This is a genomic window from Rhizobium sp. CRRU65, from assembly GCF_048551595.1.
Classification (GTDB): Bacteria; Pseudomonadota; Alphaproteobacteria; order Rhizobiales; family Rhizobiaceae; genus Rhizobium; species Rhizobium leguminosarum_J.
On sequence record NZ_JBLYZH010000015.1, the window covers coordinates 43,623 to 65,193 of the forward strand.

General features: G+C 61.3%; 20 protein-coding genes. 6 read left to right on the top strand and 14 right to left on the bottom strand.

The genetic code is table 11. The features are described from left to right. Positions 1 to 236 precede the first annotated feature (236 nt). The 5 genes from purB to ACM5SV_RS26210 all read right to left on the bottom strand — a co-directional run bounded on the left by purB (position 237) and on the right by ACM5SV_RS26210 (position 4,727). Entirely contained in the window at positions 237 to 1,544 is a 1,308-nt protein-coding gene (gene purB / locus ACM5SV_RS26190; RefSeq protein WP_017994193.1) for an adenylosuccinate lyase, read from the bottom strand. Positions 1,545 to 1,662: 118 nt separating this feature from the next. Continuing rightward, on the bottom strand, positions 1,663 to 2,148 hold the full coding sequence (locus ACM5SV_RS26195) for a hypothetical protein (protein ID WP_085989690.1): 486 nt from the start codon (positions 2,146 to 2,148) through the stop codon (positions 1,663 to 1,665). A 32-nt stretch (positions 2,149 to 2,180) separates the two neighbouring features. Further along, complete coding sequence (locus ACM5SV_RS26200; protein WP_012757617.1) at positions 2,181 to 2,906, bottom strand: DUF2259 domain-containing protein; 726 nt, start codon at positions 2,904 to 2,906, stop codon at positions 2,181 to 2,183. After that, the gene (rpe, locus tag ACM5SV_RS26205; RefSeq protein WP_017994191.1) at positions 2,903 to 3,580 is read right to left on the bottom strand and encodes a ribulose-phosphate 3-epimerase; all 678 of its coding nucleotides are present in this window, start codon (positions 3,578 to 3,580) and stop codon (positions 2,903 to 2,905) included. Before rpe ends, ACM5SV_RS26200 begins: the two co-directional genes overlap by 4 nt. Positions 3,581 to 3,644: 64 nt before the next feature. Continuing rightward, entirely contained in the window at positions 3,645 to 4,727 is a 1,083-nt protein-coding gene (locus ACM5SV_RS26210) for an ABC transporter substrate-binding protein (RefSeq protein WP_222017225.1), read from the bottom strand. Between the two features lie 183 nt (positions 4,728 to 4,910). Between ACM5SV_RS26210 and ACM5SV_RS26215 the strand changes: the two genes are divergently transcribed. Both ACM5SV_RS26215 and ACM5SV_RS26220 read left to right on the top strand, forming a co-directional pair. Next, entirely contained in the window at positions 4,911 to 5,405 is a 495-nt protein-coding gene (locus ACM5SV_RS26215) for a flavin reductase (protein ID WP_003559728.1), read from the top strand. 47 nt (positions 5,406 to 5,452) lie between these two features. Continuing rightward, positions 5,453 to 5,770, top strand: a complete 318-nt coding sequence (locus ACM5SV_RS26220) for a TfoX/Sxy family protein (RefSeq protein WP_003540033.1) — start codon at positions 5,453 to 5,455, stop codon at positions 5,768 to 5,770. Here ACM5SV_RS26220 and ACM5SV_RS26225 read toward each other — a convergent pair whose 3' ends face one another. The 5 genes from ACM5SV_RS26225 to ACM5SV_RS26245 form a co-directional block, all read right to left on the bottom strand. Further along, the gene (locus ACM5SV_RS26225; RefSeq protein WP_017994189.1) at positions 5,771 to 6,193 is read right to left on the bottom strand and encodes an NUDIX domain-containing protein; all 423 of its coding nucleotides are present in this window, start codon (positions 6,191 to 6,193) and stop codon (positions 5,771 to 5,773) included. It lies immediately after the preceding gene. An 8-nt stretch (positions 6,194 to 6,201) separates the two neighbouring features. Next, on the bottom strand, positions 6,202 to 7,767 hold the full coding sequence (locus ACM5SV_RS26230) for a DEAD/DEAH box helicase (RefSeq protein ID WP_012757613.1): 1,566 nt from the start codon (positions 7,765 to 7,767) through the stop codon (positions 6,202 to 6,204). Between the two features lie 138 nt (positions 7,768 to 7,905). Next, the gene (locus ACM5SV_RS26235) at positions 7,906 to 9,228 is read right to left on the bottom strand and encodes a peptidoglycan DD-metalloendopeptidase family protein (protein WP_012757612.1); all 1,323 of its coding nucleotides are present in this window, start codon (positions 9,226 to 9,228) and stop codon (positions 7,906 to 7,908) included. A 104-nt stretch (positions 9,229 to 9,332) separates the two neighbouring features. Further along, a complete protein-coding gene (locus ACM5SV_RS26240; RefSeq protein WP_012757611.1) occupies positions 9,333 to 10,160 on the bottom strand; it encodes a ferritin-like domain-containing protein in 828 nt (275 codons plus the stop codon). Continuing rightward, positions 10,157 to 10,630 (bottom strand): peroxiredoxin, encoded by a 474-nt coding sequence (locus ACM5SV_RS26245; protein WP_012757610.1) that lies wholly within the window; start codon positions 10,628 to 10,630, stop codon positions 10,157 to 10,159. Before ACM5SV_RS26245 ends, ACM5SV_RS26240 begins: the two co-directional genes overlap by 4 nt. A gap of 125 nt (positions 10,631 to 10,755) precedes the next feature. Between ACM5SV_RS26245 and ACM5SV_RS26250 the strand changes: the two genes are divergently transcribed. Then, the gene (locus ACM5SV_RS26250) at positions 10,756 to 14,154 is read left to right on the top strand and encodes an AsmA-like C-terminal domain-containing protein (protein ID WP_026157363.1); all 3,399 of its coding nucleotides are present in this window, start codon (positions 10,756 to 10,758) and stop codon (positions 14,152 to 14,154) included. 40 nt (positions 14,155 to 14,194) lie between these two features. On the opposite strand, the gene ACM5SV_RS26255 is transcribed toward ACM5SV_RS26250, so the two are convergent. Next, entirely contained in the window at positions 14,195 to 15,856 is a 1,662-nt protein-coding gene (locus tag ACM5SV_RS26255; RefSeq protein WP_017994187.1) for an alpha-amylase family protein, read from the bottom strand. Positions 15,857 to 16,080: 224 nt separating this feature from the next. On the opposite strand from ACM5SV_RS26255, the gene ACM5SV_RS26260 reads away from it, so the two are divergent. Next, a complete protein-coding gene (locus ACM5SV_RS26260) occupies positions 16,081 to 16,392 on the top strand; it encodes a hypothetical protein (RefSeq protein ID WP_221974219.1) in 312 nt (103 codons plus the stop codon). Between the two features lie 70 nt (positions 16,393 to 16,462). Here ACM5SV_RS26260 and tyrS read toward each other — a convergent pair whose 3' ends face one another. After that, positions 16,463 to 17,719 (bottom strand): tyrosine--tRNA ligase, encoded by a 1,257-nt coding sequence (gene tyrS, locus ACM5SV_RS26265; RefSeq protein ID WP_026157361.1) that lies wholly within the window; start codon positions 17,717 to 17,719, stop codon positions 16,463 to 16,465. A 131-nt stretch (positions 17,720 to 17,850) separates the two neighbouring features. Here tyrS and ACM5SV_RS26270 point away from each other — a divergent pair, with 131 nt between their 5' ends. Both ACM5SV_RS26270 and ACM5SV_RS26275 read left to right on the top strand, forming a co-directional pair. Continuing rightward, on the top strand, positions 17,851 to 18,969 hold the full coding sequence (locus ACM5SV_RS26270; RefSeq protein ID WP_017994185.1) for an anhydro-N-acetylmuramic acid kinase: 1,119 nt from the start codon (positions 17,851 to 17,853) through the stop codon (positions 18,967 to 18,969). Continuing rightward, complete coding sequence (locus tag ACM5SV_RS26275; protein ID WP_017994184.1) at positions 18,966 to 19,493, top strand: GNAT family N-acetyltransferase; 528 nt, start codon at positions 18,966 to 18,968, stop codon at positions 19,491 to 19,493. The genes ACM5SV_RS26270 and ACM5SV_RS26275 overlap by 4 nt, the downstream gene beginning before the upstream one ends. On the opposite strand, the gene ACM5SV_RS26280 is transcribed toward ACM5SV_RS26275, so the two are convergent. Next, positions 19,490 to 20,665 carry an acyltransferase family protein gene (locus ACM5SV_RS26280; RefSeq protein WP_012757603.1) on the bottom strand — a complete coding sequence of 392 codons (1,176 nt, stop codon included), beginning with the start codon at positions 20,663 to 20,665 and terminating at the stop codon, positions 19,490 to 19,492. The genes ACM5SV_RS26275 and ACM5SV_RS26280 overlap by 4 nt on opposite strands. 142 nt (positions 20,666 to 20,807) lie before the next feature. Next, on the bottom strand, positions 20,808 to 21,485 hold the full coding sequence (locus ACM5SV_RS26285) for an alpha/beta hydrolase (protein WP_012757602.1): 678 nt from the start codon (positions 21,483 to 21,485) through the stop codon (positions 20,808 to 20,810). Positions 21,486 to 21,571 lie beyond the last annotated feature (86 nt).

The following is a 21,571-nucleotide window of genomic DNA, read 5'->3' on the forward strand; positions in this document are numbered from 1 at the left end:
GTTGTCATTGTTGATATTGTGTTTTGGGTGGCAGGCGTCACTGCGTCAGCGGCTGAATCCGGTCATAGCGAACCGTGAAGCAGGGGGCGACTTTCACCTCTCATCAAATCCAAAAACGCGAAATGCGTCGGCCGGGCGTGGGGATATCATCATCACTGAGATCCAAAGCGCTACTTCCGAAGCAGACGTCGAGCTTATCGCTCGCTTCAATCGATAAGCACCGATCTCAAGCCCGCTCACGCCGCCCCAAACACCCGCCGGAAAATCGTGTCGACGTGTTTGGTGTGGTAGCCGAGGTCGAATTTTTCGCGGATGTCCTCTTCCGACAGGGCAGCGCGGACTTCGGCATCGGCAAGCAGTTCTTCCAGGAAGTCCTTGCCCTGTTCCCAGACCTTCATGGCGTTGCGCTGGACCAGCCGATAGGCATCCTCGCGGGAGGTGCCGGCCTGGGTCAGCGCCAGCAGGACGCGCTGCGAATGGACGAGGCCGCGGAACTTGTTGAGGTTCTTTTCCATGTTCTCGGGGTAGACCAGCAGCTTTTCGATGACGCCGGCAAGCCGTGACAGGGCGAAATCGAGCGTCACCGTGGCATCTGGGCCGATCATGCGTTCGACCGAGGAATGCGAGATATCGCGCTCATGCCAAAGAGCGACGTTTTCCATCGCCGGCATGGCGTAGGAGCGAACCATGCGGGCAAGGCCGGTGAGGTTTTCGGTCAGAACCGGGTTGCGCTTGTGCGGCATGGCCGAAGAGCCCTTCTGGCCGGGCGAGAAATATTCCTCGGCTTCCAGCACCTCGGTGCGCTGCAGGTGGCGGATCTCGGTCGCCAGCCGCTCGATCGACGAGGCGACGACGCCGAGGGTGGCGAAATACATCGCGTGGCGGTCACGCGGGATGACCTGCGTTGAAACCGGCTCGGCCTTGAGGCCAAGGGCCTCGGCGACATGTTCCTCGACGCGCGGATCGATATTGGCGAAAGTGCCGACGGCGCCCGATATGGCGCAGGTCGCGACTTCCTCGCGGGCGGCGACGAGGCGCTGGCGGCAACGCTCGAATTCGGCATAGGCAAGCGCCAGCTTGACGCCGAAGGTGGTGGGCTCGGCATGGATGCCGTGCGAACGGCCGATGGTGACAGTGTCCTTATGTTCGAAGGCGCGGCTTTTCAGCGCCTCGAGCAGCCGGTCGATATCGGTAAGCAGGATGTCGGTGGCGCGTACCAATTGGACGTTGAAGCAGGTGTCGAGCACGTCGGACGAGGTCATGCCCTGGTGGACGAAGCGTGCATCCGGGCCGACGATCTCTGCGAGATGGGTGAGGAAGGCGATGACGTCGTGTTTGGTGACGGCCTCGATCTCGTCGATGCGGTCGACGTCGAAGGTGGCGGCGCCGCCTTTCTCCCAGATCGTCTTTGCCGCCGATTTCGGGATGACGCCGAGTTCGGCCAGCGCGTCGCAGGCATGCGCCTCGATCTCGAACCAGATGCGGAACTTGGTTTCGGGAGACCAGATGGCGACCATTTCGGGCCGGGAATAACGCGGGATCATGGGCGGCTGCCTTCACTTCAAGAGGTTTGAGCGTCTAAGACGCAATTCCGGACGCAAAACCGCTGGGCACTTTTGCTGAAATTGCTTTAGGCCCCTGTAGCAAAGACGGGCGGCAATCTCAACGCATGCGTTTGGCAAGATGATAGCTGCTTGCGACAAGGCAGACGAGGCCGAGCGGCAGGAAGAGACGCAGGCCGATCACCAGGAACTGGTAGACGGCGCTGATACTGGTGAAGACGAACTGGAAGGCCCAGACGATACTGCCGAAGGGGGCGTGCCAGCGCGAATAGAAGATCCGGTATTCCATGGCGAAGAGGAAGGCGGTCATCAGGATCGTGGCCGCTGTCAGCGTTACGAAAAAAGCGGCAAAACGTGCTTCCGGCTGCCTGCCATAGGCGAGGAAGCGGGCGACCGGCAGGGCGAACGGCCAGGCGAACAGGCCGCCGGCGAAATAGAGTGCGGCGATCTCGGCAAGGCGGCTCGTCTGCAGGCCGTTGCGCAGGTAAAGGCCGAGCATTGCGGCGGCAAGCATCTGCATGCCCCAAAGCAACGCACCGGCAATCAGATCGGGATAGGGCGGCCGTGCAGCTCTTAGACGATCCATCCTGGGGCGATCCGTCCTCGGGCGATCCATGCTCAGGGATGAACCGGAACGGCAATCCAGCGTCCGTTCCTGTCGGCATCGAAGGCCAGGACGAGGGCGATGTGAACCTGGTTTCCGGCCTCCGGCTGATAGACCACGGCGCCGCCGATCCGGTATTCGACGGAACATACGCGCTCGGCCGGAACTGCGGTGGCCTGGCGCGCCGCCTGCCGGTTCGGAGCGCCTTCCTTCTCGATCATCTGCAGGCTGAAGCTGATGACCCGCTTGTCGACTGCAGCGCAATCCTTCGGCGTCGGCACCGGCATCTCGCCGAGCGAGAGCGTGTAAGGCGCTTTCGGCGGGCCGTCGGTCGCAAGCGTCGTGTAGCGGATCGTCTTCGAAGGGGAGCCGAGTTCGGTCGGCGGATTGAAGGCGGCGATCAGGCCGGGATTGGTCAGGAGATCGTATTTGTCCATCTGGCTGCGCGCCGCCGTCAGGTTCTGCCGCCGCGCCTTGGAGAGATTGGCGTCCTTATCGGTCAGTTCGGTATGGAAGGGCGTGCCCTCGAGATAGTGGCCGTCTTCGGTATCGATGAAATAGGTGTTGGAGTAGGGAAGGTTGCCGCTCTCCTCGATGCCGAACTCCTGAAATCCAAAGACCTTGCCGTCCGCGGAAAAGCCGATCGGCTGGATATTGGCGATGTCGCCGGCAAGTGACAGGCCGGGCAGGCCGGCAAATGCGGCAGCAAGCATGCCACCGATGATCAGACGTTTGTTCATGCTCGTGCCCCTTCGGCTGCCTGACGCAGATCGGCGACAGTCCGGCGATAATCCTCGACCGTATCGCCCTTGAAAATTGCCGAGCCGGCGACGAGAACGTTGCCGCCCGCCCGCGCGATCGCAGGCGCCGTTTCCACCGTGACGCCGCCGTCGACCTGGAGTTCGATCGTCCGGTCACCGATCAGTGATTTCGCCGCCGCGATCTTGTTCGCCATCGCCGGAATGAATTTCTGCCCGCCGAAACCTGGATTGACCGACATGATCAGGATGAGATCGACATCGTCGAGCACGTTTTCGATAGCGCTGAGCGGCGTCGCCGGATTGATCGTCACGCCGACCTTCTTGCCGAGATTGCGGATGGTCTGCAGCGAGCGGTGCAGATGCGGTCCGGCTTCGGCATGGACGGTGATACGGTCGCAGCCGGCCTTGGCGAAGGCTTCGAGATAGTCGTCGACCGGCGAGATCATCAGGTGGCAGTCGAAGGTGGCCGATGTATAGGAGCGCAGCGACTTGATGACATCGGGGCCGAAGGAGATGTTCGGCACGAAATGCCCATCCATCACGTCGAGATGGATCCAGTCGGCGCCGGCGGCCGTCACGTCGCGCACCTCCTCGCCGAGCCTGGCGAAATCCGCCGCGAGGATCGAGGGGGCAATGCGAATGGGCAGCGTCATCAAATCTTACTCCGTATGGGCCGCCATTTGAGCGCCGGGCCCGAATTCAAGGCTGGCGCGCCGCTCATTGCGTCGGCGCGGCCGGTGGAAAAAAGCCGTTGCCCCGCCATTCGAGCAGGCGGTAGGGATTTTGCGAAAGTTCATGCGCACCGGTGAAGGCAATGGTGCCGACCGCTGTCTGGAATGTCGTGCCGAGAAGCGTCTCCTGGAGGGGCTTGCCCGCCGCAGCGGCGGCTTGCCCGGCCTGGCCGGCAATGAGGGCTGCGGCCAGCGACCGCAGGACATAACCTTCCGGCTCGATGCCTTTGGCGCGTAGCGCGTCGGCCGCAGCCGTGCCTTCCGGCAGGATGGCGTATTCGGGCAGGGCGACGGCACGCACGCCGGCATCCAGCGGCAGCGGCTGGTCGGCAGCGCGCATGGCATCGCCGCCGAGGATGGATAGCTGGATGTTCTCGACCTTGGCGTCGCGGGCGATGACGGCGACATCGTTGCGGTCGCCGCCGATGAAGACCCTGGTGGCGCCGGCTCGTTTCAGGCGGCGGACGAGGGCGATCTGCTGTTCCTGTCCCGGCCGGTAGGTGTCGGTAAAGACCGGCTTCAGGCCGTTCTGCTCCAGCGCATTGCGCACCGCTTCCGTCAGTTCGCGACCATGGATGGTGCCGTCCTCGATCAAGGCGATCGGATCGGCGGCCCAGTCCTTCAAGATCACCTCGATGATCTTTGCCGCTTCGGCACCGTCGGCGGGCGCTGCCCGAAAGAGCGGCCAACCGTTCTTCAGCGCATCCTCCATCAGGATGCGGGAGCGCACGGAGACGGTGATCGCGGGAATATTGGCGTCCTTCAGCTTCGGCAGCGCGCCTTCCAGCGTTTCGCTGCAGAGAAAGCCGACCGCGACCTGCACCTTGGCATTGACAAGCGCATCGGCGATCGCGGCACCGCTATTGTCCTCGCAGGTCTCGTTGATGGCGACGAGGGTATTTCCGGATTGCTGGATCTCGAAACCGGCGCCGGCGGCAATCTGGGCGCCGAGGAGGGCGAGCGGTCCGTTCTGAGGGGCGACGACACCGATCGTCAAGCCGGCCGCATGGCTTTCAGCCGCCGCTCCCAGCAGCGCCAGAAAAGCTGCTATGCCACGCAGGTTGATCATGAAAGGCGGAGATCCCTAGCCATCGTCCATGCCCTTTTATCCGCAAGGCCGCGATCGTCAAAGAAAAACAAGCGCAACACAGCGCTTTTCACCGGTCCTATTGTAGAAAAGGTAACCGATGCTCGCCATATTGGCGCGATAGCAAGTGGATCCAGACAGAGTAAGCGCGTACGGGAGAAGCAGGTGTTGAACAGGCAGCATATCGACCCCGGCCTTTATCGCGATGCCATGAGCCGTTATGCCGGCCATGTGCAGCTCGTGACGACGGCGATGGGCGAGCTGCGCCGCGGCGTCACCATCACCGCCGCCTGCTCGGTCTCGGACAATCCGGCCTCGGTGCTGATCTGCCTCAACAACACCAATCCGAAGAACGAGATCTTCTTTCGCAGCGGCATTTTCGCGCTGAACACGCTCGGCGCCCACCATCAGGGTGTTGCCGATGCCTTTTCCGGGCGCACGTCGCTTGCCAATGACGACCGTTTCGCCAGCGCCCGTTTCGAGATGCTTGCCACCGGTGCGCCCGTGCTAGCCGACGCACTTGCCGCCTTCGATTGCCGGGTGATCGATATCAAGGAAATGCCGACGCACAATGTCATCTTCGGCGAGGTCGCGGCTGTCCGCTTCAGCGAAAAGCACCCGGCGCTCATCTATATGAACCGGGATTATCACGCGCTGTGATAAGAGCGCCGTGCATCCTTTCGGAAGCATTTCGAGGGTAGTAGAGAATGGACAATGCCGGGATCGAGGAAATGTTTCAGGGGCTCGGCCCCGTCACGGTCAAGCGCATGTTTGGCGGCAAAGGTATCTATCATCTCGGGCGGATCATCGCGCTTGAAGTGCGCGACGAGATGCTGCTGAAGGCCGATGAGACGAGCGCCCCGGAATTTGCCGCTGCCGGCGCCACGCAATGGACTTATGAGGGCAAGAAGGGCAAGCCGGTAAAAATGCCCTATTGGTCGATCCCCGACGAGGCCTACGACGATCCCGATCTGATGGCGAAATGGGTGAGGCTTGCCTATGAGGCGTCGCTTCGCGCCGAATAGTTAGCCGCGTTCAGCGGGCGACAAGGCTGCGATCGCCGCCTTGGTGAAGGCCGACAGTGGCTCGGGTAAATCCGTCAGCGGAAACCAGCCGAAATCCGAAAGCTTGTCCGGTTCGGTCAGCTGCGGCTCGCCCTTGACGTCGCGGGCGAGATAGAGAATCGAGATCCAGTGTTGGCGGTCGGCATCGATGATCTGTTCGGTCATGCCGATTCGTTCGATGCGGCCGATCGTCAGACCGGTTTCTTCTTCGGCCTCGCGGCGCGCGGCAGTCTCAGCCGGCTCCATGTGATCCACCTTGCCGCCAACGATATTCCAATAGCCGGCTTCAGGTGGTCGCATGCGTTTGTAAAGAAGGATCCTGGCGTCGCGCAGAATCACCAGGCCAACGCCGAGACCCGGAAAATCAATGCCGGGCCTACCCATGATAATGCTTAGACCTTGGCGCTGCCGGCGATCAGCATGAAGGCGGGGATATCGTCGCCGAATCCAACAGGGGTCGGGCCATCGTCGTGGTCGCGATGACGGCGGCGGTCGCGGCTGTCGTCGTTTGCCGGGTAAGGCCGACTGTTGCGCGCGTTGTTCTGCGGCTTCTGCTCTGCTTTGCGCTCGTTCTTCACGATGTCGGCCTTTACTGGTGCTGCTTCAATCACGTCGACGCCATTATCCTGTATGTCGTTATCAGATTTATGACTCGCGGCGGCGCGATTGCCTCGTCCGCGTCCACGATCCTTGTCGCCATTCTCTCTCGGCGCACGATCTCGGCCTGCACCATCTCTGGCGCCACGCTCGCGGCCGTTGCGGCGCGGGCGTTCGCTGTCCCGGCTGTCTTCTGCCGGCGGCGGCAGCGACGTCAGGTCACCGCTCAGCCATTCGACCTTTTCGCCGATCAGCTTCTCGATGGCATCGACGAACTTAGTGTCGCGCTTGGTGACGAGCGTGAAGGCGGCACCCGAGCGGCCGGCACGGCCGGTGCGGCCGATGCGGTGGACGTAATCCTCGGAATGAATAGGCACGTCGAAATTGAAGACGTGGCTGACATCAGGGATATCGAGGCCGCGGGCGGCGACGTCGGAAGCGACCAGAAGCTGGAGATTGCCGTCACGGAAGCTTTGCAGCGTCATCGTGCGGGAACGCTGGTCCATGTCGCCATGCAGGGCGCCGACCGAGAAGCCATGACGCTCGAGTGACCGGAAGAGATCGGCGACATCCTTCTTGCGGTTGCAGAAGACGATGGCGTTCTTGAGCTCGGTCTGGGCGCGGACGAGTTCTCGCAGAACCGCTCGCTTCTCGTAATCCTTGCCGTGGGAGGCGACGAAACGCTGTGTCACGGTCTCGGCCGCGGAAGCCGGCTTTGCGACCTCGATACGTTCGGGATTCTGCAGGAAACGGTCGGCGAGCTTCTGGATCTCCGACGGCATGGTTGCCGAGAAGAACAGCGTCTGGCGGGTGAACGGGATCATCTTGGCGATGCGCTCGATATCGGGGATGAAACCCATATCGAGCATGCGGTCGGCCTCGTCGATGACGAGAATCTCGACGCCGCTCATCAGCAGCTTGCCGCGCTCGAAATGGTCAAGAAGGCGGCCGGGGGTGCAGATCAGTACATCGGCGCCGCGTTCGAGCTTGCGGTCCTGGTCCTCGAAGGAAACGCCGCCGATCAGAAGGGCGACGTTAAGGCGATGGTTCTTGCCGTATTTCTCGAAATTCTCGGCGACCTGGGCAGCGAGTTCGCGCGTCGGTTCGAGAATCAGCGTGCGGGGCATGCGCGCACGCGCACGGCCCTTCTCCAGAAGCGACAGCATCGGCAGCACGAAGGATGCCGTCTTGCCAGTGCCGGTCTGCGCGATACCGCAAATATCGCGGCGCTCAAGCGCAAACGGGATGGCTCCCGCCTGAATAGGCGTGGGGATCGTGTAGCCCGCGTCCGTAACAGCGGATAGCACTTTTTGGCTTAAGCCAAGGTCAGCAAATGTCGTCAAAGGGAAAACTGTTTCCATTCCGTTCGGCCGAGCTCTGAACGAGTCGGCGGGATTGCATGCCGCAATGCAGCGCGACATAGCCCCGAATGGCCGGCAAGTCAAGAAATAGAGACGCCGCACCCATTGCAGAGTGAAGCGTTGGTTACCGGGCAGGAGTTACTTGATATAGGTGGCGAGTTTAAGGCCGGCATTCATGAAATATACTGGATCGACGGCATGGCCGTCCTGGCGCACTTCATAGTGCAGGTGCGTGCCCGTCGAGCGACCGGTGCTGCCGGCGAGGCCGATGACATCGTTACGGCCGACCGTGTCGCCGACCTTGACCAGAACCTCCGACATATGCCCGTAGCGCGTCGAGATGCCGTTGCCGTGATCGACCTCGACCATGTTGCCGTAGCCGCCGGTCCAGCCGGCCGAAACTACCTTTCCAGGTGCCGCCGGGCGAATTCGTTCGCCGGGCGAAAAGCGGAAATCGATGCCGGAATGGAGCGCGAGGCGGCCGAGGAAGGGATCGCGGCGATTGCCGAAGGGGCTGGTCACGTCCTTGCCGATAGCGGGATTGCGGAAGGGCAGGGATTCGGCGGTGCTGCGGACCTCCTCAAGACGAGTCAGCGCGCCGTCGAGCGCCACCAGAGAATTGTTGAAGTCGTCGTTGCTTTCGGGCTCGACATAGGGGCCGCCGACGGCATCGTCATCGTCTTTCTTGGCAGCGGTCTCTTCCGGTACCGGAATCTTGAAGCGGGTCAGCACGGTCTCGATGGCATTGGCGGCATTGCCGGCATCGCTCGTCAGCTGTTCGACACGGCTGCGCTGATCCTGTTCGACATCTTTAAGCGACAGCGTCACCTTGGAGAAGATGCGGTCGGCACGATCGCCGACGGTGTCGGTGGCCGGCACATAAGCAAGCGTCGAATTGTCGGGCGTCGCATCGGCGGGGGCGCCGTTCGCCAGCTGTTTCTCGATCGCCTCGATGCCGCTACCGGAGAGCGAAGCACGCTTGTCCTTGACATCGGGCGCATAGGACTGAACGGGCGAAGACGGCGCAGGCAGGGCGCCGTCCTTTTCCGTCAGGCCGGAGCTTTCGGCCCGGTCGAGCAGATTGTCGAGCTTGCCATGGCGCGAGGTCAACGCCATCTGCTGCTCCATCAGCTTGTCGACCTTGTCTTCGACCACCTGCTGGTCGAGAAGCTGGCGGGAGGTGATGCGGTCGACCTGGGCGCGGAGGGCGGCGATGCGGTCTTCATAGTCGTGCTGCATGCGGGCCTGGCGGGCCATGGTGGCGCCGATCAGGTCGTCGCGCAGCACGAGATAGGACGTGGCCAGGAGGTAGCCGATCGAGAAGACGCCGACGAAGCAGAAGGCAAGCGCGGCCATCCACGGCCGGACCGTCATATGGCGGACTTTGTCGCCGCTTGCGAGGATGAGGATATGTTCCTGCGCCCGCCTGCCGAATACCCGGTGCTGATGTCCGCTGTTCACGCAGGCTCTCCCGATTGATGCTCTACGCCTCTTTCGGAAATTAGACACCGTTATGGTTAATGAATGCTTTCATTGTCGTCGTCGCGTCATAAATTTCAGTGACTTCAAGCGTAGCTGATCGATGCGAGCGAGCGGTAGAAGGACGGCGTCAGCCCGGCCTCGGCGCGGGCAAGATCGTTGAAGGGCGGCTTCAGCGGTCCGCGGAAGTTGGCGCGCACCAGCTCCTGGAAGGCCTTTGCCGGATCGCGCTTCTCGCGGGCGCAGAGGAAGCGGAACCATTTGGCGCCGACGGCGACATGGCCTTTCTCGTCATTGTAGATGACGTCGAGCACCGCAGCACTTTCGAGATCGCCTGTCTGGCGCATTTTCGCCTGCAGCGACGGCGTGACGTCGAGGCCGCGAGCTTCCAGAATCAGCGGCACGACGGCGAGCCTTGCCGTCAGATTGTTGCGCGTCGAATGGGCTGCCTGCCAGAGCCCGTCATGGGCGGGAAGATCGCCGTAATCGGCGCCGAGATCGTTGAGCCTGGCGCGCACCATGCGGAAATGCTTCGCCTCCTCGAAGGCGACCAGCATCCAGCCGTCGAAAAAGGAATTCGGCACCTGCTCGGTCGCGAATCGCGCGACGATATCGAGCGCCAGATCGACGGCGTTGAGCTCGATATGGGCGATGGCATGGAGCAGGGCGATCCGGCCTTTGAGCGTATGCAGCGAGCGCTTCTCCACCTGGGTCGGCGGCGTCAGCACCGGTTTCTCAGGACGGCCGGGCCTGTCGGGCAGGGCTGCATCGAGCGGGGAGCGCAGCGACACCCGGCGCGCAAACCAGCGGGTGGCGCTTTCCTGTGCAAGTGCCGTCTTGCGGTCGAGATCGGCGGACGAGATTGCATCGATGGCGCCGCCGCGCAGCGAGGTTATCGTCAGATCCCCTATCACGCTGCCAGGTTCCTCACGGCCTCGAGCACGGTTTCGGCATGGCCCTGCACCTTCACCTTCTGCCAGATGGTGGCGATCGTGCCGTCCTGGCGGATCAGGAAAGTGGTACGCTCGACGCCCATGAAGTTGCGGCCGTACATGCTCTTTTCCTTCCAGACGCCATAGGCCTGCAGCGTCGTCTTTTCCTCGTCCGAGGCGAGCGCCACCGAAAGACGGTGCTTCTTGATGAACTTGTCATGGCAAGCGGCCGAATCGGGTGACATGCCGATGACGGCAGCACCCGCCGCTTCGAACTCGGCTGCTAACGCGGTGAAAGCCAGCGATTCGGCGGTGCAGCCCGTCGTGTCGTCCTTGGGATAGAAGAACAACACCAGCGGCTTGCCGTGGAATTCGGCCAGCGAAACGCGGCCGCCGCCGTCGCGGGGAAGGTTGAAATCAGGGGCCGAAACGCCGATGCCGGGAACCGCCATTAGGAAAACCTTTCTTTTGCCGGGTTTGTGGATGACACTTTCTCTCCCCGAATTATATAGTGGACGGATACCCGTCCAGCATGGCCGGGTTCAATTCTTCACTTAAAGGGAGAGCCCGAGGGCGCATGTCAGCCATCCGCGGCGAAAAGGTCACGTTTCGCAAGAAGGATATCGTTGCGCTGGACCGCTTGCCGTCCGCCCAGGCCGAGGATCCGATCATCGTCCATTGCCCGCCGCCGCGTTCGCCGATGCGCCGCACGGCGAAGCTGACCTGCGGATTTCTGGGGCTGATCCTCGTTATTCTCGCTGGCATCGTTTTCACCGTCGAGAGCGGCATGTTCGACAAGCCGCTGTCGCAGCAGGCGCAGGCGGCGCTGAACGGGGTAGCCGGACCGCGTTATCGCGCCGAGGTCGGTTCCACCGTCATCCGCTTCACCTCGGATTTCCGGCTGGCGCTGGAAGCGCGCAACGTCAACATGATCGACCAGGAGAGCGGCCAGCACCTGTCGACGACGGGTTCGGTGCGCCTGGGGCTCGATCCGCTGCAGCTTTTCCGCGGCCGTATCGCCGTCGCGGACATCGAAGCGGAGGATATTGCGCTCGATACCGCGCTTCTGCCCTCCGGCAATGCCGTCAAGCTCGACGATCTGCGCATCGACGCCATGCCGGCGGCGATGGAAAAGATCTTCTCGCAGTTCGACATGTTCGACAGCATCGTGACGCGCGGCTCGACCAATTCGGTGCGCATCTCCGGCCTCGACATCAAGCTTGCCGATACCGCCAACGGTCCGCTGTCGCTCGTCATCGACAATCTCGTCTTTGCCCATGCCGGCCCGTCCTCGCTGCAATTGACCGGCGAAGTCGCGCTCAACGGCGAAGTGGCGGAGCTCGACGTGCGGGCCGAGAAAGACGACGGCCACGTGTCCAAAGTCGTGGCGACGCTCAGACATGCCGACCTCACCCCCTTCGCGCTGAAACGCAACGATCAGGGCATGATCCGGCAAGGACTGAGCGCCTTTGCCGATCTGACAGTGTCGGCCACCCGGGCGCGCGATGGCGCGCAGCCGGCGCTGACGGCGACGGTCGACATCAATCCTGGCCAAATCTATGCGGACGGCGATCCGCAGCAGCTCTCGGGCGGGCAAATCAATCTCGTCTACGATTTCGCCAAGCAGAAGCTCGAGATTGCCCGATCGAACGCCCGGTTCGGCGCGACTACGCTTCCCATCAATGGCGCGCTGATTGATCTCGACAAGCTCGACCCGCAGGCGGGCAAAGGCTTCGGCATCGACCTGCTCGTCAGTGGCGGCACGGCTGCCCCCGGCGGCTCCGGCGAGGAGCCACTCTCCTTCGACATCCAGGCGACCGGGCGCTACATGGTCGCCGGCCGTGAGTTCCAGTTTCCCAACATAACCGTTTCCAGCCCGCTCGGCGCGCTCTACGGATCACTGCACGTCAAACTCGGCGACAAATCGCCGGAGATCAGCTTCGCCGGCCAGTCAGCGCAGTTGCAGACGATTGCGATCAAGCAGCTCTGGCCGTTCTGGATGGCGCCCAAGGTGCGCACCTGGGTGCACGGCAATCTCTTCGGAGGCACCGTCACCGACGCTTCCATTTCCGTCTTCATTCCCTTCGGCAGGCTGGACGAGGCAGCCGGCGGAAAAGGATTGAAGCTCGACGCCAACCAGATCCGCATCGGCTTCGACATCACGGGCGCGCGGATGAACGTCGCCGGCGACATTCCGCCGATCCGCGACACGTCAGCGCATTTCGACCTGACAGGCCCGGTTGCGACGATCGCGATCAAGAGCGGCACCTCCTATTTCCCCTCCGGTCGGTCGGTCGGTCTCGGGCAGGGGACGTTCATCCTGCCCGCCACCTACGATAAACCGCTGATGGCCGATATCGATCTCGCGGTCTCCGGGGCGGCGGACGCCGTCGGCGAGCTTCTGACCTACCGGCCGATCCGGGTGCTGCAGCGCGCCGGCTTTACGCCCGACGATCTCAAGGGCCGGATCGAGGCGAATGTGAAGGCCCATTTCGGTCTGCTTTCCTCGCAAAACCCGCCGCCTGCCGAATGGTCGGCGGCAATGAAGCTCACCAATATCGATCTTGCCAAGCCGTTTTCCGGCAGGATGATCAGCAATCTCGACGGAACGCTGAACGGCAATCCTAAAAGAATCACGCTTGACGCCAAAGCCCAGATCGACGGCGTCCCGGCCGATATCGATCTTACCGAACCGGTCGAGGCATCCGACGCGGCGGCCAAACAACGGGTGATCACCGCGACCCTTTCCGAGGACCAGCGCAATAAGCTGATACCCGGCCTTTCCGGCATCGTCGGCGGCAGCGTGAAGATGGTGCTGACGCGGATCGACGACGACCGGCAGGACGTCCAGCTCGACCTCACCAAGTCGCTGCTCGAACTGCCCTGGATCGGCTGGGCGAAGGGCAGCGGCATTGCCGCCACGGCCGAATTCGAAACATCCGGGCCGGCCGACAATACCCAGATCAAGAACTTCCGGCTGAAGGGCGACGGTTTTGGCGCCAATGGATCGTTGAACATCGGCAAGGGTGGGCTGATCTCGGCCGATTTCGACAGCGTCAAGCTCTCCTCGCTCGACGATTTCGCCCTGTCGGTGAAGCGCAGCAAAGGCAATTTCGACGTCTCGGTCTCCGGTGACAGCGCCGATGCGCGACCGGTCATCCAGCGGTTGAAATCGGGCTCGGACGGCGATGGTGACGGGGATGGCGGCGACACCGGCGTCTCGGTGCGCGCCAGGCTGAAAAACGTCATCGGTTTCAACGACGAGAAGGTCGGCAATTTCCAGGCGCAAATATCACTGCGCGGCGACAAGCTGCAGGCGCTCAATTTTTCCGCCGTTACCGACAGTGGCGAGGCCGTGGTCAGCCAGATGAAGGACGGCGGCGTCATCAACATCACCAGCGGCGATGCCGGCGCGGTATCGCGTTTCGCCGATCTCTACCAGCACATGCAGGGCGGCCTGCTCAACCTGGCGATCCGGCTAGGGGCGGAGGGCGGCTGGGACGGCTCGCTCGACGTGCGCCGCTTCGCGATCGTCAACGAACAACGGCTGCGCTCGATCGTCTCGACACCGGTCGGAAATGAGCAGCGCAGCCTCAACGAAGCCGTCAAGCGGGACATCGATACCTCGTCGCAGCGCTTCCAGCGCGGCTTTGCCCGTGTCGTATCGCGCAATGGCATGGTCGGCATCGAGAACGGCGTGCTGCGCGGCGATCAGATCGGCGCGACCTTCCAGGGCATCGTGCGCGACCGCAAGGGCAACATGGACATGACCGGCACCTTCATGCCCGCCTACGGCCTCAACCGCCTCTTCGCCGAACTGCCGCTGATCGGGGTCATCCTCGGCAATGGCAGCGACCGCGGCCTGATCGGTATCACCTTCAAGCTGACAGGCAAGTTCGACCAGCCGAACCTGCAGATCAATCCGCTGTCGATCATCGCGCCGGGCGTCTTCCGGCAGATTTTTGAATTCCAGTGAGGCGGGAAGCGGTTACGGCAGAGGTCGTGGCGAGACCTACCTAAATCTCCATCCGCCTGAGGAGATAATCGAGACCGCCGACGCGATACCAGCGATAGCCGTAGGCATCGAGCGTGACGGTATGAAATCCTTTTTCGTCCGCTTTGCTGCTCGCGCCATCGGCGATATCGATTAATTGCCGCCCGTCTTCGCCTATCTCGGGATCGAAGGTCACTTCCGCCGGCTGCGCATGCAGATTGTGCAGGATCAACACGGAATTGCCGCGCCAGTCATAACGAAGCGCCAGCACGCCGTCATCCCCGGTGTCGATTACAGAAAAGTCGCCCCAGCCGATCTCAGGGGCTTCCTTGCGCATCCGGATCATCCGCTCTGTCCAGTTCAGCAAAGAATTGGGATCGCGCCGCTGTTCGGCAACATTGACATGCTGGAAACCGTAGGGACCGTCCTTGATAACGGGCGAGATCGGCTTTTCACTTTTGGTGAACCCGCCTTCCGGTTCGGTCGACCACTGCATCGGCGTGCGTGCGCAATTGCGCTCGGCCAGGCCTAGATCGTCGCCCATGCCGATTTCGTCGCCGTATCGGATGACGGGCGTTCCAGGCAGTGAAAACAGCAGGCTGTAGGCCATTTCGATCCTGCGGTGGTCGCCGCCGAGCATGGGCGCGAGGCGACGGCGAATGCCCCTGTCATAAAGCTGCATGTCCTTTTCAGGCCCGAAGGCGGCAAATACCGCGGCGCGTTGTTTTTCCGTCAGCCGGCCGAGATCCAGTTCATCATGGTTGCGGAGAAAGAGGCCCCATTGCGCGGTCGCAGGGCGCGGTTTGGTGGCCTCCATGGCCTTCTTGAGCGGCCGGGTATCGGCGCTGGCGAAAGCATAAAATAGCGCCTGATTGACCTGGAAATTGAACATCATCTGCATGCGGTCGCCGTCATCGCCGAAATATTCGAAATTGTCCTTCGGCAGGATATTGGCTTCTGCCAGGATGATGGAATCGCCCAGGCGCCACTGCAGGAATTCGCGAAATTTCCTCAGCATATCGAACTGTTCGACAGGCTTGGTAACGTCGGCGCCTTTCGTCGCGATGATGAAGGGGGCCGCATCCATCCTGAAGCCGGAAACGCCGAGCTGAAGCCAGAAGCCCATGATCTTGAGGATTTCCGCCTGCACCTCGGGGTTCGACGTATTGAGATCGGGCTGATGATCATAGAAGCGGTGAAAATAATAAGCCTTGGCCTTGTCGTCATAGGTCCAGGTCGTCTTCTGGACCCCCGGGAAGACCATGCCCTGATCGGCATTATCAGGCTTTTTCTCCGACCAGACGTACCAGTCGCGATAGCGCGAGCGCGGATCGGTCCTGGCGTCCTGGAACCAGGGATGATCCTTGGATGTATGATTAATCACCAGATCGATCAGCACCCGGATACCGCGCTGCTTGGCGCCGTGGGTGAATTCGACGAAATCGCCCAGCGAGCCATAACGCGGATCGACGTTGTAATAGTCGGAAACGTCGTAGCCATCATCGCGACCGGGCGATGCCTGGAACGGCATGAGCCAGATCGCCGTCACGCCAAGGCCGGAGAGATAATCGAGGCGCCGCATCAGACCCTGAAAATCACCGACGCCGTCACCATTCGCATCCATGAAGGTCTCGACGGAGAGGCAGTAGATGACAGCGTTCTTATACCAGAGGTCGTTGATCATGCCGGGGCTCCAATCCAATCTGGTCGCAAATCCCGGCGGGCGGAAAAGGTTCCGACAATGCATTCGCTATATGGGTCGCTAAACTTCGCAGTTGAAAATGCGCAGGCTCCTCCTCGACAAAGCCGGTTCCAATCCAGGCTGACAAATCCGGCAGTGATGCTTTGCCTATTTTAGGAAAATCTGATGTACTATACTGCCCCGGTCAGCAGGCAACGGCCGGTGCAATGTCGGAGGATGCCATGCAGTGCGCCCGGACAGTTTCTTTTGCATCGGCCGCCATGATGGCCGTCATGATTGCCGACGCTTCGCTTTCTGCGGAAAAGAGCGTGCGGCTGAAATCGCAAGAGGCGGTCATCCGTTCCGACCACGTCCTGATGGTTCCTCTGGACGCGGAAATGACGCCGCCGATCTTCTCGATTAGCTGGTGGTCGCGGGTGAAGCCCGCTTCAAGCGTCGATCCGCCCGGCTATCTTCTCAAGAGACCAGACGAGATGACGCGGAATACCGGCGGGGAGCTGAACGATCTTGCTCGCTGACCCGAATAGTGAGGCAAAGAAAAGCCGGCGCGGACGCCGGCTTCGATATCCGTTCAAAATTTGACGCCGCTTACGCCGCGCGGCGGATCAGGATGTGTTTCTTCTTGCCGAGCGAGAGCTTGATGACGCCGTCGGCGGTGATTTCGCCGCTGCCGATCATCTTGCGTTCGTCGTTGACCGTCTCGTCGTTGATTCGGACCGCGCCACCCTGGACGTGACGGCGAGCTTCGCCATTCGAGGCGGCAAGGCCGGCACGAACGATCAGCGACAGCAGGCCGATGCCGCCGTCGAGTTCGGTGGCGGGGATATCGACCGAAGGCAGGTTCTCCGAGAGGCTGCCTTCCTCGAAGGTTTTGCGCGCGGTTTCAGCGGCCTGCTCGGCGGCCGGGCGGCCGTGCAGGATCGCGGTAACCTCAGTTGCCAGGATCTTCTTGACCTCGTTCAGCTCCGAACCACCGATCGCCGAAAGCCGTGTAATTTCATCCATGGGCAACGTGGTGAAGAGCTTGAGGAAACGCGGCACATCAGCGTCCTCGGTATTGCGCCAATATTGCCAGAAGTCATAGACAGGGAGCAGATCGGCATTCAGCCAGACCGCACCGGAAGCCGATTTCCCCATCTTCGCACCGGACGACGTGGTCAACAGCGGCGATGTCAGCGCATAGAGCTGCGGTGTCCCCATGCGGTGACCGAGATCGATACCGTTGACGATATTGCCCCACTGGTCCGAACCGCCCATCTGCAGGCGGCAATCGTAGCGCTTGGCAAGCTCGACGAAATCGTAGGCCTGCAGGATCATGTAGTTGAATTCCAGGAAGGACAACGACTGTTCGCGGTCAAGGCGCGTCTTCACACTGTCAAAGGACAGCATGCGGTTGACCGAGAAATGACGGCCGACATCGCGCAGGAACTCCAGATAATTCAATGCGCGCAGCCACTCGGCGTTGTTGATCATCAGCGCGGCGGTGGCGGGCCTGTCATAATCGAGGTAGTTTGAGAAGCAGTTTTTGATCGAGGCGATATTCTGCTCGATCGTCTCGATCGTCATCAGCTTACGCGCCTCCTCCTTGAAAGAGGGATCGCCGACCATACCGGTGCCGCCGCCCATCAGCGAAATCGGGCGGTGGCCCGTCGCCTGCAGCCAATGCAGCATCATGATCTGTGTCAGATGGCCGACGTGAAGACTGGATGCCGTCGGGTCGTAGCCGATATAGGCCGTCACGGTTTCCTTGGCGAACAGGTCATCGAGGCCGCTTTCATCGGAGACCTGATGAATGAAGCCGCGCTCTTTCAGCGTGCGGAGGAAATCGGACTTGAACTCGGACATGGCCTTCGTCTCTTGATATCTGCGCTCGCCCATCTGGGCCTCGCGCAAGTTCGTTGTTGTTGATCTGTCGCGGCGCGTTTAGCACTGTTTTTATAAAAGTGCATCCGGGAATCGCATGGGAGGCAAGCCTCATGGATGTCATCAGGACCGCGATCGGGCTGATGAGCGGCACGTCGATGGACGGAATCGACGTCGCGTTGATCAGGACCGACGGCCGCGGCTTTATCGAGCGCGGCCCGTTCATGGGCGTGCCCTATGGCGCGGATTTTCGCGGGCAGCTCAAACGGGCGCTGGAACTGTCGCGTCCACTCAGTGAGAGAAGCCAGCGACCGGCTGAGCTTCGCGATATCGAGCTTGAACTGACGTTGCGGCATGCAATTGCCGTTACGGTATTCCTGGAGCGTTTCGGGCTTTCTGCCGATGCCGTCGATATTCTCGGCTTCCATGGCCAGACGGTGCTTCATCGCCCTGATGAGGGATTGACGATCCAGATCGGCGACGGCCAGGAACTTGCGAAGAGAACCGGCATATCGGTGGTCTACGACATGCGCGCCAACGACATGGTCCATGGCGGGCAGGGAGCGCCGCTGGTGCCAGCCTATCACGCAGCACTTGCAGGAAAATTCCAGCAGGCGGGACAGGCGGTGTGCTTCGTCAATATCGGCGGCATCTCCAATCTCACCTTTATCGGCACGGACGGCCGGATATCGGCCTTCGACAGCGGTCCGGGCAATACGCTGATCGACCAGTGGGTGGAGATGCAGACCGGCAAAACCTATGATCCCGGCGGCGAGATCGGCGGACGCGGCAGGGTGGTGGCCAGCCTGGCGGAACGTTATCTGCAAAGCCCGTTCTTCCGCGGCAATGTTCGCCGTTCGCTGGACCGCGGCGATTTCGCGCCGCTTCGGCCGGAGGACGCGAGCCTCGAAGACGGCGCACGCACGCTGGCCCATGTCGCCGCCGCGTCGATCATCATATCTGCCAACTTCCTTCCCGAGACCCCAGCGATCTATATCGTCTGCGGCGGCGGGCGGCTGAACGCCACCGTGATGGCGGAGTTCTCGGCCATGGCCGAACGGCTGGGATCGAAGGTGTTGACGGCGGAGGAGGCAGGCTTCGACGGCGATGCGATGGAAGCCGAGGCCTGGGCCTATCTCGCCGTCCGGTCGCTGGATGGGCTGCCGCTGACATTTCCGGGCACGACGGGCGTCGACGCTCCCGTCAGCGGTGGGGTGCTGGCAACGGCATGAGAGAGCAGAGGGTCATGCTGAAGACGCCACGGCTCAGCCTCGTCATGTGGGACGAAGGCGATGCCGCCCTCGTAGAGCAATTGCATTCGACCATGGCGACGACACGCTATCTCTCCGGCATCGCACCCTGGAGCCTCGAGAAGGCTGAGCAGCGGCTGCAGGGCTGGTTCGAGGAGCAGGCGCGCGACGGCACGACCAAATACAAGCTCCTTGCCGAGGACGGCAGCTTCGTCGGCCGCGCGGGGATTTCGAGGTTCAGGAACGAGCAATTCGAACTCGGTTATTCCCTGCGCGAGGAGGCTTGGGGCAAGGGCCTGGCGACCGAAGCGGCGAGCGCGTTGGCCGACTGGTTCTTCGAACGGCAGTTTGCATCCGGCTTCATCGCCTTCACGCATCCCGAAAACATTGCCTCGCAATGCGTCCTCAGAAAGATCGGCATGCGCGAACGCGCGCCGATCCTGATCGATGGAGTGCTTGGCACGGCTTTCGAACTTATCGCCAGTATGCGGCCGGCAAAGCTCTAACTCTTTACGGCGACCGGCCGGACATGGGATTCGCGCCCAGCCTGATTGCCATCCTCGACGCCCCTGACCTGGGCGATGAATGAGAACTTCTTACGAAGGCCGAGGATCGGCTTCTCGATGAAATGCCAGGACAGCACGGCAACGGCGAGAGCCGATGGCAGGCCGACGAGATAGAGCGCCAGCGCACCGTATTTCGGGTAGAGAAACACTGATGGGAACGAACTGATCCAGATCTGCAAAAACGGGTCGTGATAGAGATAGACGCCGTAGGAATAGTCGCCTTTCCTGAAAAAGGCCGGAATGGGCACCTCGGACAGGCCGACGAAGACGGTGATGTAAACGAGAGAGGTGATGACCAGGGGCCGGTTCATCACCGATTCCGTCGCACTGCTGTCGAGGGTGAGGATAGCGACGATGCAAACCAGGCAGGCGGCGGCAAACAGCCAGCGAGAATGCGGAATGACCGCTTTGAACTGAAAGACGACGATGCCCATCATGAAGGCCGTTATCAGCTGGGAGCCGCGGCTCATGAACAGGAAGCGAGCGATCGGCTTGATCGAGCCTGGCAGCAGATAGGGCATCTTCTGCACGATAAGGCCGATGACGATGTAGGCGATCGTCACCGCCAGCAGCTTGTAGCGCGTCTTGACGATGGCGGTGATCATCAGGAACGACATGATGATGTAGCAGAAGATTTCCCAGGGAACCGTCCACAGAGCGCCGTTGACACGCTGGCTCGGATTGTCCTGGAAGACGCCCGGAAGCTCGTAATGGATCCAGCCGACGATATTCAGGAAGTATTTGAAAAACCGCTGATCGGTAAAATATTCGGAGTGGTAAACGACCGTAATGATCGGCCCGATGATCAGCGAGCAAACGACGATATCGACGGCAAGGGCCGGGACGATGCGCAAGCCTCGGTTGATCAGAAAATTCCGAAGGCTCAAGCGCTGGGCGCTACCGGCAATCAGAAATCCGCTCAAAGCGAAGAACATCGGAACAAGAGCGTATTCAGTAAACCAGAATACTGACCCCCTGATGAAGTCATTGTTGTCGGTTAACAAAAAGGAATGGGTCAATACGATGGAAAAGGCGAGCCCTATTCGAAGAAAATCGAACCCCGGACCAATTCCCCTATACTTATCCAGGACTTCCCCGAACGACTTGGTCATTACGGACCTCGCTTTTGTTAGGATCGCGAGGACCCTACCGCACTGCAACATGGATTGCAACACGGTAGGTGATCTGTTCCGGGACAGCCGGCCCGGTTGTGTTGCGGACCGTCATGGCCTCGATGAGGCCGAGATTTGGGTGTCAGCGAATCCGCTTGGCGGCGGGTTCCGGCACCAGTTCGCCGTTGAGACGACGGTCGAGGTAATCCTCGCATTCGCCCATCAGCGTTTCCACCTGGCCATTGAAAAAGTGGTTGGCGTTGGTAACGGTGCGGTGGGTGATGAGGATGCCCTTCTGGGTCTTCAGCTTCTCGACCAGGCCGTTGACATCCTTTTCCGGCGCCACCTTGTCGGCCTCACCATTAATGATCAGGCCGGAAGAGGGGCAGGGCGCCAGGAAGGAGAAATCATAGGTGTTCGGCTGCGGCGCGATCGACATGAAGCCCTCGATCTCCGGCCGGCGCATCAGGAGCTGCATGCCGATCCAGGAGCCGAAGGAATAACCGGCGACCCAACAGGTCTTGGAATCAGGATGCAGGCTCTGCACCCAATCGAGCGCCGAGGCAGCGTCCGAGAGTTCGCCGGCGCCGTGGTCGAATTCACCCTGGCTGCGGCCGATGCCACGGAAATTGAAGCGCAGCGTCGTGAACCCACGCTTCTGGAACATATAGAAGAGCTGGTAGACGATCTGATTGTTCATCGTGCCGCCGAACTGAGGATGCGGATGCAGAATGAGCGCGATGGGCGCGCTTTTTTCCTTGGAGGGCTGGTAGCGGCCTTCAAGACGGCCGGCTGGGCCGTTGAAAATAACTTCGGGCATTGGTACTCCGGGTTTTATTTCGCGTTCGCGCTGCGTTGGATGACAACATGACTTGACTAGTGTTGTCAGCTTTTCTAAAACGCAGT

Excerpts from the sequence above, each read along its gene's own strand:
- purB (WP_017994193.1), bottom strand. The coding sequence starts at position 1,544 with ATGATCCCGCGTTATTCCCGGCCCGAAATGGTCGCCATCTGGTCTCCC.
- ACM5SV_RS26195 (WP_085989690.1), bottom strand. The coding sequence starts at position 2,148 with ATGGATCGTCTAAGAGCTGCACGGCCGCCCTATCCCGATCTGATTGCC.
- ACM5SV_RS26200 (WP_012757617.1), bottom strand. The coding sequence starts at position 2,906 with ATGAACAAACGTCTGATCATCGGTGGCATGCTTGCTGCCGCATTTGCC.
- rpe (WP_017994191.1), bottom strand. The coding sequence starts at position 3,580 with ATGACGCTGCCCATTCGCATTGCCCCCTCGATCCTCGCGGCGGATTTC.
- ACM5SV_RS26210 (WP_222017225.1), bottom strand. The coding sequence starts at position 4,727 with ATGATCAACCTGCGTGGCATAGCAGCTTTTCTGGCGCTGCTGGGAGCG.
- ACM5SV_RS26220 (WP_003540033.1), top strand. The coding sequence starts at position 5,453 with ATGGACAATGCCGGGATCGAGGAAATGTTTCAGGGGCTCGGCCCCGTC.
- ACM5SV_RS26225 (WP_017994189.1), bottom strand. The coding sequence starts at position 6,193 with ATGGGTAGGCCCGGCATTGATTTTCCGGGTCTCGGCGTTGGCCTGGTG.
- ACM5SV_RS26230 (WP_012757613.1), bottom strand. The coding sequence starts at position 7,767 with ATGGAAACAGTTTTCCCTTTGACGACATTTGCTGACCTTGGCTTAAGC.
- ACM5SV_RS26245 (WP_012757610.1), bottom strand. The coding sequence starts at position 10,630 with ATGGCGGTTCCCGGCATCGGCGTTTCGGCCCCTGATTTCAACCTTCCC.
- ACM5SV_RS26250 (WP_026157363.1), top strand. The coding sequence starts at position 10,756 with ATGTCAGCCATCCGCGGCGAAAAGGTCACGTTTCGCAAGAAGGATATC.
- ACM5SV_RS26255 (WP_017994187.1), bottom strand. The coding sequence starts at position 15,856 with ATGATCAACGACCTCTGGTATAAGAACGCTGTCATCTACTGCCTCTCC.
- ACM5SV_RS26260 (WP_221974219.1), top strand. The coding sequence starts at position 16,081 with ATGTCGGAGGATGCCATGCAGTGCGCCCGGACAGTTTCTTTTGCATCG.
- tyrS (WP_026157361.1), bottom strand. The coding sequence starts at position 17,719 with ATGTCCGAGTTCAAGTCCGATTTCCTCCGCACGCTGAAAGAGCGCGGC.
- ACM5SV_RS26270 (WP_017994185.1), top strand. The coding sequence starts at position 17,851 with ATGGATGTCATCAGGACCGCGATCGGGCTGATGAGCGGCACGTCGATG.
- ACM5SV_RS26275 (WP_017994184.1), top strand. The coding sequence starts at position 18,966 with ATGAGAGAGCAGAGGGTCATGCTGAAGACGCCACGGCTCAGCCTCGTC.
- ACM5SV_RS26280 (WP_012757603.1), bottom strand. The coding sequence starts at position 20,665 with ATGACCAAGTCGTTCGGGGAAGTCCTGGATAAGTATAGGGGAATTGGT.
- ACM5SV_RS26285 (WP_012757602.1), bottom strand. The coding sequence starts at position 21,485 with ATGCCCGAAGTTATTTTCAACGGCCCAGCCGGCCGTCTTGAAGGCCGC.